Source organism: Pseudohongiella sp. SYSU M77423 (assembly GCF_029911965.1).
GTDB lineage: Bacteria > Pseudomonadota > Gammaproteobacteria > Pseudomonadales > Pseudohongiellaceae > Pseudohongiella.
Window position 1 is genome coordinate 92,910 of the sequence record NZ_JARYTH010000004.1, and the last position, 13,869, is coordinate 106,778.

General features: G+C 55.1%; 14 protein-coding genes. 8 read left to right on the forward strand and 6 right to left on the reverse strand.

Going from position 1 to position 13,869, the window contains the following annotated elements:
- The first annotated feature begins 62 nt into the window (after nt 1-62).
- A complete protein-coding gene (locus QGM61_RS10055; protein WP_272907153.1) occupies nt 63-1,202 on the forward strand; it encodes a pyridoxal phosphate-dependent aminotransferase in 1,140 nt (379 codons plus the stop codon).
- 4 nt (nt 1,203-1,206) lie between these two features.
- Nucleotides 1,207-2,268 carry a tRNA epoxyqueuosine(34) reductase QueG gene (queG, locus tag QGM61_RS10060; RefSeq protein ID WP_281132865.1) on the forward strand — a complete coding sequence of 354 codons (1,062 nt, stop codon included), beginning with the start codon at nt 1,207-1,209 and terminating at the stop codon, nt 2,266-2,268.
- Here queG and orn read toward each other — a convergent pair.
- On the reverse strand, nt 2,258-2,800 hold the full coding sequence (gene orn / locus QGM61_RS10065) for an oligoribonuclease (protein WP_411268262.1): 543 nt from the start codon (nt 2,798-2,800) through the stop codon (nt 2,258-2,260). The two genes, queG and orn, sit on opposite strands and share 11 nt — an antisense overlap.
- 95 nt (nt 2,801-2,895) lie before the next feature.
- Here orn and rsgA point away from each other — a divergent pair, with 95 nt between their 5' ends.
- Complete coding sequence (rsgA, locus tag QGM61_RS10070; RefSeq protein WP_281132866.1) at nt 2,896-3,915, forward strand: small ribosomal subunit biogenesis GTPase RsgA; 1,020 nt, start codon at nt 2,896-2,898, stop codon at nt 3,913-3,915.
- A 34-nt stretch (nt 3,916-3,949) separates the two neighbouring features.
- Here the strand turns inward: rsgA and motB are convergent, their stop codons facing one another.
- Both motB and motA read right to left on the reverse strand, forming a co-directional pair.
- Nucleotides 3,950-4,897, reverse strand: coding sequence for a flagellar motor protein MotB (motB, locus tag QGM61_RS10075; RefSeq protein WP_237132459.1), 948 nt, complete (start codon nt 4,895-4,897; stop codon nt 3,950-3,952).
- Nucleotides 4,898-4,921: 24 nt separating this feature from the next.
- Nucleotides 4,922-5,773 (reverse strand): flagellar motor stator protein MotA, encoded by an 852-nt coding sequence (gene motA / locus QGM61_RS10080; RefSeq protein WP_237132460.1) that lies wholly within the window; start codon nt 5,771-5,773, stop codon nt 4,922-4,924.
- Nucleotides 5,774-5,939: 166 nt separating this feature from the next.
- On the opposite strand from motA, the gene asd reads away from it, so the two are divergent.
- Entirely contained in the window at nt 5,940-6,791 is an 852-nt protein-coding gene (asd, locus tag QGM61_RS10085) for an archaetidylserine decarboxylase (protein WP_237132461.1), read from the forward strand.
- A gap of 62 nt (nt 6,792-6,853) precedes the next feature.
- Entirely contained in the window at nt 6,854-7,171 is a 318-nt protein-coding gene (locus QGM61_RS10090) for a pyrimidine/purine nucleoside phosphorylase (protein WP_317622178.1), read from the forward strand.
- Nucleotides 7,172-7,265: 94 nt separating this feature from the next.
- Here QGM61_RS10090 and ilvA read toward each other — a convergent pair whose 3' ends face one another.
- Nucleotides 7,266-8,783, reverse strand: a complete 1,518-nt coding sequence (ilvA, locus tag QGM61_RS10095) for a threonine ammonia-lyase, biosynthetic (RefSeq protein WP_281132867.1) — start codon at nt 8,781-8,783, stop codon at nt 7,266-7,268.
- 157 nt (nt 8,784-8,940) lie between these two features.
- Here ilvA and rpiA point away from each other — a divergent pair, with 157 nt between their 5' ends.
- Nucleotides 8,941-9,615, forward strand: a complete 675-nt coding sequence (rpiA, locus tag QGM61_RS10100) for a ribose-5-phosphate isomerase RpiA (RefSeq protein WP_281132868.1) — start codon at nt 8,941-8,943, stop codon at nt 9,613-9,615.
- Between the two features lie 88 nt (nt 9,616-9,703).
- On the opposite strand, the gene QGM61_RS10105 is transcribed toward rpiA, so the two are convergent.
- Together QGM61_RS10105 and QGM61_RS10110 are read right to left on the reverse strand one after the other, a co-directional pair.
- A complete protein-coding gene (locus QGM61_RS10105) occupies nt 9,704-9,913 on the reverse strand; it encodes a cold-shock protein (protein ID WP_237132464.1) in 210 nt (69 codons plus the stop codon).
- 202 nt (nt 9,914-10,115) lie between these two features.
- Nucleotides 10,116-11,507 (reverse strand): FAD-binding oxidoreductase, encoded by a 1,392-nt coding sequence (locus tag QGM61_RS10110; RefSeq protein ID WP_411268764.1) that lies wholly within the window; start codon nt 11,505-11,507, stop codon nt 10,116-10,118.
- 127 nt (nt 11,508-11,634) lie between these two features.
- On the opposite strand from QGM61_RS10110, the gene serA reads away from it, so the two are divergent.
- Nucleotides 11,635-12,864, forward strand: coding sequence for a phosphoglycerate dehydrogenase (gene serA / locus QGM61_RS10115; protein ID WP_237132465.1), 1,230 nt, complete (start codon nt 11,635-11,637; stop codon nt 12,862-12,864).
- A 98-nt stretch (nt 12,865-12,962) separates the two neighbouring features.
- Nucleotides 12,963-13,700: a GAP family protein gene (locus QGM61_RS10120; protein ID WP_281132869.1), complete on the forward strand. Its 738-nt coding sequence runs from the start codon at nt 12,963-12,965 to the stop codon at nt 13,698-13,700.
- Nucleotides 13,701-13,869: the final 169 nt, after the last annotated feature.

Genomic DNA, 13,869 nt, shown 5'->3' on the forward strand with positions numbered 1-13,869 from the left:
GGCAATTTCTTGAAAGGCGAATTCGTGTAGACTTCGAGCTTCAGTGACATGAGGGCGATCCATTGCGCAGCAAACTTCCCGACGTAGGCACCACCATCTTTACCGTAATGACGAGGATGGCACAGCAGTATCAGGCCATCAACCTGTCACAGGGCTTCCCGGACTTTGACTGCCCGGAGGCCTTGCGTGAGCGCGTTGCATATTATCTCAATCATCGCTGCAACCAGTATGCGCCCATGACCGGTGTCGCCCAGCTGCGCGAGCAGATAGCACTGAAAGTCAACGATCTATACGGCTATCCGGCCGATGCAGATCATGAGATCACGGTTACCTCTGGCGCCACAGAGGCCCTGTTTGATGCCATTCAGGCGACGGTTCAGCGCGATGATGAAGTCATCATGTTTGACCCGGCCTATGATTCCTATGACCCGGCGGTGCGCCTGGCTGGCGGCGTTCCAGTGCACATTCCCCTGACTCAGCCAGACTGGCGGATCGACTGGCAGAGACTGCGCGAATCAATCAACCCGCGCACCCGGCTGATCATTATCAATTCACCACACAATCCCAGTGGCTCGATTCTGACGCGTGCTGACCTCGACGAGCTTGCCGACGTCATTCGCGGGCACGGCATTCTGGTTCTGTCCGACGAAGTCTATGAGCACATGGTGTTCGACGGCCAGCAGCATGAAAGCGTGCTGCGTCACACTGAACTGCGCGAAAAAAGTTTTGCGGTGTTCTCCTTTGGCAAGACCTATCACGCCACTGGCTGGAAGGCTGCCTACTGCGTTGCACCTGCAGCTTTGAGCGCGGAGTTCCGTAAAGTACACCAGTTCGTGACCTTTACATCCACCAGCTTCATACAGTTTGCGATTGCGGATTTCATGCGTGATCACGCTGAACATCACCTGGAGCTGCCGGCATTCTACCAGGGCAAACGTGACACTTTCAGTAAGCTGATTGAGTCATCGAGATTCCGCTTTACGCCATCGGCGGGCACCTATTTTCAGTGTGTGGATTACAGCGCCATCAGCGATGTGCCCGACATGGAATTTGTCCGCTGGCTGTGTCAGGAGAAAGGCGTCGCGACAATTCCGCTTTCGCCGTTCTACGCGCAGGCACCCGACTCTCGCATCATCCGGTTTTGCTTCTGCAAAGACGACGCGACCTTGCAGCAGGCAGCCGAGATTCTCAATCAGCTATAAACCGATGATATCGTCAGAACAATCCCGCCTGCTCCTGTCCCAGATCCGGCAGTGGGCGGCCGAGCTGGGGTTTCAGCAACTGGCGGTCTCAGACATCGACCTGGCTGCCTACCGGCCCCACCTGGAGTCCTGGCTGGCACGCAACTTCCATGGCGAAATGGACTACATGGAACGTCACAAGGACCTGCGCCTGGCCCCCGACCAGCTCCATCCGAACACCATACGTGTTTTGTCAGTGCGCATGGATTATAGCTTTGACAAAGAGCAAACACTCACTCCGATGCGTGATGGGCGCATGGCTTACATCTCGCGTTATGCGCGCGGACGGGACTACCACAAACTGTTGCGCAAACGACTGCAGCAGCTGGCCGAGAAAATCAGCGGTGAGGTCGGCGAGTTTGGATACAGAGCTTTTGTGGATAGCGCACCCGTGCTGGAGCGGGCGCTGGCCGAAAAAGGTGGCCTGGGCTGGATCGGCAAAAACACCATGTTGCTGAACAGGCAGGCGGGCTCGTTTTTTTTCCTGGGCGAGCTCTTCACCGATCTGCCACTGCCCATAGACGAGCCAGTCAGTGCCCACTGTGGCAGCTGTACCGCATGCCTTGACCTGTGTCCGACCAGGGCCTTCGTCGGACCCTATCAGCTTGATGCACGTCGCTGCATTTCCTATTTGACCATTGAGCTGAAGGGCGCGATTCCTGAAGAACTGCGGCCACTGATGGGTAATCGGGTGTTTGGCTGCGACGACTGCCAGATTGTGTGTCCCTGGAACAAGTTTAGCCGCTTGAGTGAGGAGTCCGACTTCAGGCCACGTCATGGACTGGACAGCAGTGAGCTTAGCGAGCTGTTCCGTTGGACCGAAGCTGAGTTCCTGGAACGTACCACCGGATCCGCGATCCGGCGCACTGGTTACGAGGGCTGGCTGCGCAATCTGGCCGTGGGCCTGGGTAACGCACCGACCAGCCAGAAGATTATTGATGCCCTGCAGTCGCGCGCCCAGCATCCATCGGCGCTGGTGCGCGAGCATGTTGAGTGGGCTTTACGCCAGCACGGCGTTACAGCTTGAAGAAATGTTCGCGGTAGTAACGCAATTCATCGACTGACTCGCGGATATCATCCAGCGCCTGGTGCGTTGTCGCCTTGCTGAAGCCGCCAGGGAGCTCGGGGCGCCAGCGCCGCGCCAGCTCTTTTACTGTGCTGACATCCAGATTCCGGTAGTGAAAGAAGGCCTCCAGCGCTGGCATGTAACGCACCATGAAACGCCGATCCTGATGCACACTGTTGCCGCACATCGGCGAGCTGCGCGGATCAGCGTACTGACTCAGAAACTCTATTGTCTGCCTTTCGGCCTCGGCATCATCAATCGTGCTTTTGCGCACACGTTCCACCAACCCGGAGCCACCATGCGTCCGCTGATTCCACTCATCCATGGCGGCCAGTGCTTCCTCGCTCTGATGGACGGCAATTACCGGCCCTTCAGCCAGCACGTTGAGATCACTGTCGGTAACCAGCGTCGCCACTTCAATGATCCGGTCTGTATCTGGCTCCAGACCTGTCATCTCCATGTCGATCCAGATCAGTGTCTTGGTTTTGTCTATCGATGTCTTGCTTGGTGTGTCAGGCATGAGAGTATTCCATGTATTTTGGAGAGGACAGGTTTCACCGCGCAGCCATTGTAATAGAATGCCAGTCCATGACCAAACGACGCCTTAATCATCAGCAACGCCGCCGTATCGACGCTCAACAATCGCGCCGCGGCAAAACAGCCAGCCGTGACGCCGAGCCAAGTATGACAGGCGAAGAATGCCACGGACTGGTGGTCTGCCACTATGGACAGCAGCTTGATGTAGAAGCGAGCGATGGAGACCAGCAAGGTCAAGTAGTGCGCTGCTTCCAGCGGGCGAATCTGCCACCGCTGGTGACGGGTGACCAGGTGGTCTGGCAGTCGGACGGGGAGGGTGGTGGCGTCATACTGGCCCAGCTTCCGCGTCACAGCGCCATGAGCCGCCCCAACAATCGGGGCGAACTGCGGGCCATCGCCGCCAACGTCGACTGCGTCGTTGTTGTCATTGCACCGGTCCCGGAACCCTTCGGCAATCTGATCGATCGATACCTGGTGGCCATTGAACACCTGGACCTGCAGCCGCTGATACTGCTGAATAAATCGGATCTGCTGGAGTCATCCGGTACCTCAGCAAATGTCTCGGCCCTGCTGGCACACTATCAGCAGATTGGCTATCCAACCCAGCTGGTGTCCTCACGTCGCGAATCGGATATGGAAGCTCTGCGGCAACGACTGTCCGAGCACACTGTTGTGTTCGTCGGGCAGTCCGGCGTGGGCAAATCATCCTTGATTAATGCCCTGCGAGGCGAAGAATCTGACAATCTGGCCGAGGTCGGCGAATTGTCTGTCGGGCACGAGAAAGGCACACACACCACCACCGCAACGCGACTCTACCATCTTCCAGGCAGCGGTGATCTCATCGATTCACCAGGCATTCGGGAATTCGGGCTCTGGCATATTGAGCCTCATTCTCTGGCTTATGGATATGTTGAGTTCCGTCCACACATTGAGCTGTGTCGATTCCGGGACTGCCTGCATGTTCACGAGCCAGGCTGTGCGCTACTGGCAGCTGTCGATGCCGGGCAGGTCAGCGAAGCGCGACTGGCCAGCTATCATCAGGTGCTGGAAAGTTTGCGGGAAGAGCGTTGAGCCCCTCCCGGCGTGGGGTTATCAGACAGATCTATCAGAAAATTTCCGGCGCATCGCCATCAGGCAGCACCTCATCCGGCGGCGCGACACCGTTAAGCTCTGAGTCACGCGTGCCGTCCTGAATGCGCTGTTCGGCCAGCTCATTCAATACCATGATCACGATACGGCGGTTGGCGGGATCCTCGGGAGCATCATCGTATAAAGGCAGTGACGACCCCATACCAATGATCTGGGCAAAGCGCTCGTATTCGAGTCCACCCTCAACCAGCGCCCGGCGCGCCGAATTGGCTCTATCAGACGACAGCTCCCAGTTGGTGTATTGACCACCATTATCACCAAAGGGCACGCTGTCTGTGTGCCCATAGATACTGATCTTGTTGGGAACTTCATCGAGAATACCTGCCATCGACCACAGCACCTGCCTGGCGTAGGGCATCATCTCACTCGAGCCCAGCGCAAACAGGGGCCGGTTCTCACGATCAACGATCTGAATACTCAAGCCATCTTCGGTCACTTCCACTGTCGCCGATTCATCGAACCATTCAAACGCCTGATTACCGGCCACCAGATTTTCAACCTGACCTTTTAGGCTTTCCAGCATTTCGACCTGGCGCAGACGCGCCATCTCGATCATCTCCAGATTTTCCAGCTCATTGGAAGCCTCGACGTAGGGTTCTTCGTCGTCGCGGACAACGGCTGGATTCGTGCCCTGGTTTGGCAACATTAGCGGTGTGCCACCCATATCCAGCACGTAGGGCGTACCGCCGTCACCAGTGCTTGCCAGACTGCGTGGGTCGGAGAAGTAGCCGGCAATGACCATCTTCTCAAGGTCAGTGGTACTTTCGATCAGCCACAACACCAGGAAAAAGGCCATCAGTGCCAGTGCGAAGTCAGCAAACGCGATCTTCCAGGAGCCACCGTGATGACCTCCGCCGCCTTTCTTGACACGCTTGATGACTATTGTCTGTTCGGACTTTTCCAAAATTCTTACCTGATATCCAAATGATCAACGGCTGCGGATATGCTCTTCCAGTTCGAAGAAGCTGGGGCGATCACCCGAGTACAGCGTTTTACGTGCAAATTCGACGGCAAGTTGCGGCGGCAGGCCATTGGAGGTGGCCACAATTGCAGCTTTTATGCACTCAAACATCTTGATCTCGGCATCCGCCACTTCCTGCAGGCGGTTACTCATCGGCCCAATAAACCCATAGGCCACGAAGATACCGACGAAGGTTCCCACCAGAGCCGCCGCTACACTGGCGCCCAGCGCCTCTGGCGGGCCGCCCAGTTTCTGCATGGTGATCACGATACCGAGAATCGCGGCCACGATGCCAAAGCCTGGCAGGCCATCCGCAATCCGGTGCATTGCATGTGCGGGCTCACTGAGCTCATGCATCTGGGTCTCGATTTCAGTATCAATCATGGCTTCGATTTCGTGCGGGGCCATGTTACTGGTGGTCATGATGCGCAGGTTGTCAGCAAGAAACTCGATGACGCGCTTGTCTTTGAGGATGCTGGGGTATTGCGTAAAAATGCCGCTTTCAGCCGGCGACTCGATGTCGCCCTCGATAGACATCATGCCTTCGCGTCTTGCTTTGTTGAATACATCGAAAAGCAGGCTTAACAGATCCAGATAGACCTTGTCGTTGACTGCCTGCCCGAGAATCGCACGTGGCAGGCGTTTGCCGGTCTCTTTCACCAGGTGCATACTGTTGGCGATCAGGAAGGCACCGAACGCGGCCCCCAGAATAATGATGAACTCCGATGGCTGCCACAGCACACCCAGTACGCCACCATGCATGATATAACCGCCGGCAACACTGGCGCAGACAACCACCACTCCAATTATAAACAACATGACCTGTACGGACTCCTCACGGGATCAAAGCAATCGGCTCGCTTCTATTACATCGGACGCTGGCGCGAAATCATTAATTTCTACAGCCAATGATGCAAACTCGATCACATTCCATTAAGCTTTACCGCCCTTTGGATGCGACCGACGATCTGGCAGTATGGACGCTATGAAAGACACTTTGTTTATATGGTTGCAGCACCTCGTGCCTCAGCATCTGATTTCGCGCCTGGTTGGCAAACTGGCCGCATGTCGCTGGGCACCCGTCAAAAACACCTTTATTCGCTGGTTCTCTCATCGCTATCAGATTGATATGAGCGAGGCCGAGCAATCCGATCCCCTGGCTTTTGATTGCTTCAATGCTTTTTTTACCAGAGCGCTCAAGGCTGACGCCCGGCCTTTGCCTGCGGACGAGCGTCTCATCGTCAGTCCAGCCGACGGGCAGCTGAGTCAATTCGGTGCCATCGAGCACGACCAGCTCCTGCAGGCAAAAGGGCGCCATTTCTCGCTACAGGCCTTACTGGGTGGTGACGCTGCCCTGGCAGAGCAATTCCAGGACGGATCGTTTGCAACAATCTACCTGGCACCACGCGACTATCACCGTTTTCATATGCCCCTGGCGGGCGTATTGCGTGAAACTGTTTACGTGCCGGGGCGTCTTTTCTCAGTCAACAAAGTCACCGCGGAAGGCGTCGATCGGCTGTTCGCCCGCAATGAACGTCTGGTGTGTGTATTTGACACTGACCATGGACCGATGGCGCTGGTGCTGGTCGGTGCAATGATTGTTGCAGGCATCGATACCGTCTGGGCCGGGCAGGCAGCGCCGGCCCGACATGGCCTGCTGCGTACCTCGTACACCGAACACAGCCCGCCTGTCATGCTGGCTCGCGGCGCCGAGGTGGGTCGTTTCAAACTGGGTTCTACCGTGATCGCGGTTTTTGGACCTGGCATGGCGAGCTTCGCAAAGGATATGGATCCAGACCTGACTGTCCGAATGGGCCAGCCGCTGGGCACCGTATAGAACTGATCGATAAGCACTTTTACTGGCTTAACAGCCGTTTTCCCAACATCAATGGAACATTAATGATGAGCAAATTTGAGAATGTAACTGTGGTCAAGGCCGCCAATATCTACTTCGACGGCAATGTGACCAGCCGCATTGTTGAATTCGCCAATGGCGATATTAAGACTCTGGGCATTATGATGCCGGGCGACTACCGCTTCGGCACTGAGAAAAAAGAAATCATGGAGATTCAGGCGGGCGAAGTAGAAGTGCTGCTGCCAGGCGAAGATCTGTGGCGCAAAGTAGGGGCTGGCGACAGCTTTGAAGTACCTGCCAATTCAGCCTTTGACATCAAAGTATTGAGTGTGACCGACTACTGCTGCTCTTACCTGGGTTAACAGCCTTCAGCCGGCTGGCGCAGCATCTGCGTCAGCCGATCCAGGCAACGGCGCAATGCCTGCCGAACAGGTATAAATTCGGGGCACTCGGCTGTCAGGGGCTGCCCAGGAACATGCGATAGGCAATATTCTGCGTTTCGTCCTGCCAGGGGTAATTGATCTCCCGCAGAAATTGCAGAAAGGCTTTGTCATCGGAAGGCGGTACTTGAATTCCCGCCATCACCCGGCCGTAGGCAGCTCCGTGGTTCCTGTAGTGGAACATGGAGATGTTCCAGCGCCCGCCGAGCAAATCGAGGAACTTCATCAGCGCTCCGGGCCGCTCAGGAAATTCAAAGCGAATAACGCGCTCGTTGGCTACCTGATGGCTGCGCCCGCCGACCATATGGCGGATATGCACCTTGGCCGCTTCGTTGGTGGTCATGTCATGGGCCTTAAGTCCACGTTCTGACAACTCCTCAAGCAGTGCCTGGCGACCGGATTCGCCGTCGGCGACTTCAATACCGACAAAAATCTGTGCCGCATGAGAGTCGCCGTAACGATAGTTGAACTCGGTGATATTGCGTCGCCCCAGAATTTTCGAGAACTCTCTAAAACTGCCGGGCCGTTCATTGATGGTGACGGCCAGCACGGCTTCGCGCGACTCACCCAGCTCTGCGCGCTCAGCGATATGCCGCAGACGATCGAAATTAACATTAGCGCCCGTCACGACAGCCATCAGGGTCTGCCCGTTTACCTGATGCTGCTGCACGTACTTTTTGATGCCGGCGATACCCAAAGCCCCTGCAGGCTCAGTGACGGTGCGCGTATCATCAAAGATGTCCTTGATGGCCGCACAGATCTCGTCGGTATTGACGGTGATAACTTCATCAACACACTGGCGCAGAATGCCAAATGTGTTCTTGCCGACCTGATTCACGGCCACACCATCTGCAAACAGGCCAACCTGCGAGAGTTTGACACGACGGCCTGCGGCCATGGCGGCCTTCAGACAGGCAGAGTCCTCTGCTTCAACCGCTATCATGCGGATATCCGGCCGAATGTATTTGATATAGGCAGCCATGCCTGCCATCAGTCCGCCGCCACCGACAGGTACAAACACGGCGTCCAGCGGACCGCTGTGCTGCCGCAGGATTTCCACACCGACGGTACCCTGACCAGCAATGACGGCCTTGTCGTCAAAGGCGTGAACAAAGGTATAACCATGCTTCTGCACCAGTTTCATGGCGTAGTCGGCGGCATCGTTGTAGGTATCACCGTGCAGCAGAACGTCGCCACCGCGGCTGCGCACGGCGTTAATTTTGATGGCAGGTGTGGTCACTGGCATGACAATGATGGTTTTAATGCCCAGCGAAGCGCCAGCCAGTGCAATCCCCTGCGCGTGGTTACCGGCGCTGGCAGCGATTACACCGCGTGCCGCAGCCTCCTCGCTCAATTGTGACATCCGGTTGAAGGCACCGCGCAACTTGAAGCTGAATACGGGTTGCATGTCCTCTCGTTTTAGCATGATGCGGTTCTGCAGTCGTTTGGACAAAGACGCTGCTTCATGCACCGGGCTTTCTATGGCGACGTCGTAAACGCGCGCGGAGAGGATGTCTTTAACGTATTTTTCCATGCTAGTGTCCTACCTGGGGAAGTTCGAATCATTGCCGCGCGACCTGCCCAGTCAGGTCACCCACTGCCGTCATGAATTTGGAAAATGGGAGTGCGAGCGCTATGATTGCCCGCAATCATATCCTTCATCACACAAAACTCCAAAAGAGCGCCGCCCTATGGATCAAAACGAATTAAAGAAAGCGGTGGCCAAGGCGGCCGCCGATTACGTGAATCAGCGACTGGACGACCACACTGTAATTGGTGTTGGAACCGGTTCTACAGCCAATTACTTTATCGATTACCTGGCGGAATTCGGCGACGACATTCGCGCCACGGTTGCCAGCTCTGAAGAAACAGCGCGCCGATTAAAGGCCCATAACATTGAAGTGATGGACCTGAACGCCGCGCCAGAGGTCACTATCTATGTTGATGGTGCCGACGAGGCTAACAAATATCTTCACCTGATCAAGGGCGGCGGCGGCGCTTTGACTCGAGAGAAAATTATCGCCGCTGTCGCCAAAGAGTTTGTCTGTATTGCTGACGGCAGCAAACTGGTGGATGTGCTTGGTACGTTTCCATTGCCGGTAGAAGTCATCCCCATGGCGCGCAGTCATGTCGGTCGCCAGATCGTCAAACTGGGCGGGGATCCGGTCTATCGGGAAGGTTTCGTGACAGACAACGGCAATATCATCATCGATATCCATCATATGGATATCATGGAACCGAGGAAACTTGAGGAACAGCTCAACCAGATCACCGGTGTGGTAACCAATGGTCTGTTTGCTGTGCGACCCGCAGACAAGCTGATTCTGGGCACAAAAGAGGGCATCAGAACCTTAACCGCCAATTAAAAGCCTTGGTAGTTGTCCTGGTAGGGCCGCCCCGACGCGATGCCGGGAATAAAAAAACGCAGGGTTTTGACGCCCTGCGTTCTTTGTATTACAGAGGAGTGACGTTCTCCGCCTGGGGGCCTTTCTGACCTTGAGTCACTTCCATAGTGACTTTCTGGCCTTCATGCAGCGTTCTTCTTCCAGTACCGTTAATGGCACTAAAATGGACGAATACGTCCTTCCCACCTTCCTGTTCAATGAAGCCGAAGCCTTTTTCATCATTGAACCACTTAACGGTACCTTCTACTTGCTGTGACATATTGCTCTCTTGCTATTTCCAAGGGACTCGGCTGAAGCGGATTCAGACACTTCCCATTATTTATTAACACAGTTGACAACTGTGGCAACTGCTGGAGTCAACACCGACTCCTCAAAGCAGTGTACCGCCTAATTTTGTCGCTGGGAATACAGTTTCGAGCGAAAAAGGGCGAAAACTGTGAAATTGCTCTCAATACTCGTCTCTAGTCGAATATCTTGCCCGGATTCATGATGTTAGCCGGGTCAAACAGTTTCTTGATGCCTTTCATGAATGCCACCTCGCCCTCACTGCGGCTGTACTGCAGATAAGGCTTCTTGAGCAGGCCCACGCCGTGTTCGGCCGACACACTGCCACCATACTTTTTTACCGTCTCAAAAATACTGTGACTGACATCGCCACACTGCTGGAAAAAAGCCGTCTTATCCAGATCCTCAGGCTTGAGAATGTTCAGGTGAACATTACCGTCACCAATGTGACCGAACCAGATAATCTCAAAATCAGGGTATCGTGAGTTTACAATTGCATCGACATCCTTGAGAAATGACGGCACTTTGGACACCTGCACGGAGATGTCGTTTTTATATGGCGTAAATCGCGATATTGTTTCTGAGATGTCCTCGCGCAGACGCCACAGATTGGCGGCCTGGCCGGTATTCTGACTCATCGTGCCATCGAGCACCCAGCCCTGCTCCATGCAGTGTTCAAATACACTCATGGCGGTATCCATGACAGCCTCGCTGGTGTTCTCAAACTCAATCAGCGCATAGAAGTTACCTTCGGTTTCGAACGGACGCGGCAGACCTTTCTCGGCCATGACATGCTTCAACGCCTTTTCGGAGAAAAACTCGAACGCCGTAATGTCAACTTTGGCACGGAATGCCTGCAGCACGTGCATGGCATCTTCCATTTCTTCTACCGCGAGCACCAGTACGGTCGGATCACAGGGCGGGGTGGCCAGCGCCATCGTCAATTCAACGATCAGACCCAGGGTGCCTTCCGAGCCGATAAACAGATGACGCAGATCGTAGCCGGTCGCATTTTTGACCAGCCCGTGATTAAGCTCCAGCAATTCACCTGTTCCGGTGACCACTTTCATGCCCATCACCCAGTCGCGCGTCAGCCCATAGCGAATGACCTTGATACCACCGGCGTTGGTACCGACATTGCCACCAATCTGACTGGAACCGGATGACGCAAAGTCCACTGGATAAAACAGGCCATTCTCTTCAGCAAACTGTTGCAACTGTTCTGTGATCACGCCGGGCTGACAGACGACCTGTCTGTCGACCGGACTGAAATCCAGGATCTTGTTCATACGATCGAAAGCAACCACGACTTCACCATTGGTGGCGACTGCGCCGCCACTCAGTCCGGTGCGTCCGCCGGAGGGAACGATGGCAAACTTCTGCTTGTTGGCGAGTCGGACCAGCGCCTGTACTTCATCTATGGAACCAGGAAAAACGATGGCTGCTGGCGCGGGTTCATAAGCCTTGGTCCAGTCTCTGCCGTAAAGCTGAAGCGATTCATTATCAATCTTTACCCGGTCCGGGCCCACGATTTCTGCCAGTGAGGCGGCGAGAGTCTGCTGCATCAAGCTCATTGCTAAAGTTACCTTGTCAGGAAGTTTCGATCTGAAGAGAGCGTTTATGTTACCGAGGGCGTTTATGGTAACATAGCGCGCCTGAAACTGGCGCCTCCCACAGACGAGAAACCGCATTGTTATGAAACCAACCTCACTGGACAAAAGTAAAATCCGCTTCCTGCTGCTGGAAGGGGTCCACCAAAGTGCTGTCAAAACCCTGCACGAGGCCGGCTACACCAACATTGAGTATCTGAAAACCTCATTGTCGGAAGATGATCTGGTCGAGAAAGTTAAAGACGTGCACTTTATTGGTATTCGCTCGCGCACCCAGCTCACCGCTCGTGTGTTCGAAGCGGCATCCAAGCTTCAGGCGGTTGGCTGTTTCTGCATCGGCACCAACCAGGTCGACCTGACAGCAGCACTGATCAAGGGCGTACCAGTATTCAATGCACCTTATTCCAATACCCGAAGTGTTGCCGAACTCGTCATTGGCCAAACTATTCTTCTGCTGCGTGGCATTCCTGAGAAGAACGCATTGGCCCACCGTGGCGACTGGCAGAAAGTGGCGACCGGCTCTTATGAAACTCGCGGTAAAAAACTTGGGTTGATTGGTTATGGCAACATCGGCTCACAACTAAGCGTGCTTGCCGAATCAATGGGCATGAAAGTCTACCTGTATGACATCATCACCAAGCTCCCGCTGGGCAATGCCGTTCAGGTAAGCAGCCTCAAAGAGCTGATGGAAACCTGCGACGTCATCAGCCTTCACGTTCCTGAAACCGCACAGACAGCCAACATGATTGGTGCCGAGCAGCTCAGCTGGATGAAAAAGGGCAGCATCCTGATCAACGCCTCACGTGGCACCGTTGTAGATATCGACGCACTGCATGACGCTCTGGAATCTGGCCATCTGGCTGGCGCCGCCATTGATGTATTCCCGGTAGAGCCTCGCTCAAACGAAGAAGAGTTTGTATCGCCGCTGCGCAAGTTCGACAACTGCATTCTGACCCCGCATATTGGCGGCAGCACCATGGAAGCGCAGGAGAACATCGGCCTGGAAGTTTCTGAGAAACTGATTCGCTACAGCGACAACGGTTCGACCCAGACCTCAGTCAACTTCCCGGAAGTGGCCCTGCCGTCGCATCCGGACATGCACAGACTGTTGCACATTCATGAAAACGTGCCAGGTGTTCTTTCCCAGATCAACTCAGTGTTTTCCGCTGCGGGAATCAACATCCGTTCGCAGTATCTGCAGACTAATGACAAGATTGGTTATGTGGTGATGGATATCGATCGCGAACACAGCGAGATCGCCATGGACAAACTCGTAGGCATCACCGGCACGATTCGCTGCCGCGTACTGTGGTAATCCATCCGGCATAAATCAGAACCGCCAGTCTGGTACTCGCGATCAGACTAGCCGTTCAACCCAGGAAATTCGACGCTATCCACACAGGAGCACAGGCGTTGAGCATCGAACTGATTGTCGTGTTGGCAGGACTGGCGCTGATCGACAGCACCAGCATCGGTACCCTGTTAATTCCAATCTGGCTGCTACTGGACCATCGTCAGATTGATGGCTCACGATTGCTCATTTATCTGCTGACGATTGGGGGCTTTTACCTGGTTGTCGGACTGACGCTGGCACTGGGTGCCGACTGGCTGCTCGCCGCAGAACCGTCACAGACCGGCTCAGACGCGCAAACGCAACCCGGCATTCTCGATGCCGCCCTGTCTGGTTTGCAGCTGCTGGTAGGCGCTGGGCTGTTCTGGATCAGTTTCCGCTTTGACAGCAGCAAACCCGGTGCTGCAGAACGGGTTGAACGCTGGAAACAGCGAACACACCAGGCCTCCACATCTACCCGGGTATTAATTAGCCTGGCATTGCTGGCGGCACTGGCAGAGGTCGCAACAATGCTTCCCTACCTGGGCGCCATCGCCATGATGACAGCCGCCGACCTGAGCCGTTTCCAGCTTTTGATACTGATGCCCATCTACTGCCTGATCATGATACTGCCGGCGATTGTCCTGCTGTTACTGCGTCAGGCCCTCCACGATCAGATCCAGAGCACGCTGATCAAGGTCGATCAGTGGATCAGCCGCAACGCCGAATCCGCCCTCGGCTGGACACTCGGCATAGCCGGCTTCCTGATCGCCCAGGACGCCATAGGCCGCCTCTACGCCCTTTATACCCAGCTGGCATGATGGCGCGGGAGCCGCGTGACACCATCCATTAGAGGCGTCGCGTGACACAGCTCAATCGAGGCATCGGAGTAGCGGGAAAAGGAGCGAGGAAAACTTGACGAGGACTTTCCCGCTGATCCGGTGCCGGAAGCGGTTAGGCCAAAATCCGACGCCGCGTGACACAGCTCAA

Excerpts from the sequence above, each read along its gene's own strand:
- queG (WP_281132865.1), top strand. The coding sequence starts at position 1,207 with ATGATATCGTCAGAACAATCCCGCCTGCTCCTGTCCCAGATCCGGCAG.
- rsgA (WP_281132866.1), top strand. The coding sequence starts at position 2,896 with ATGACCAAACGACGCCTTAATCATCAGCAACGCCGCCGTATCGACGCT.
- motA (WP_237132460.1), bottom strand. The coding sequence starts at position 5,773 with ATGTTGTTTATAATTGGAGTGGTGGTTGTCTGCGCCAGTGTTGCCGGC.
- asd (WP_237132461.1), top strand. The coding sequence starts at position 5,940 with ATGAAAGACACTTTGTTTATATGGTTGCAGCACCTCGTGCCTCAGCAT.
- QGM61_RS10090 (WP_317622178.1), top strand. The coding sequence starts at position 6,854 with ATGATGAGCAAATTTGAGAATGTAACTGTGGTCAAGGCCGCCAATATC.
- ilvA (WP_281132867.1), bottom strand. The coding sequence starts at position 8,783 with ATGGAAAAATACGTTAAAGACATCCTCTCCGCGCGCGTTTACGACGTC.
- rpiA (WP_281132868.1), top strand. The coding sequence starts at position 8,941 with ATGGATCAAAACGAATTAAAGAAAGCGGTGGCCAAGGCGGCCGCCGAT.
- QGM61_RS10105 (WP_237132464.1), bottom strand. The coding sequence starts at position 9,913 with ATGTCACAGCAAGTAGAAGGTACCGTTAAGTGGTTCAATGATGAAAAA.
- serA (WP_237132465.1), top strand. The coding sequence starts at position 11,635 with ATGAAACCAACCTCACTGGACAAAAGTAAAATCCGCTTCCTGCTGCTG.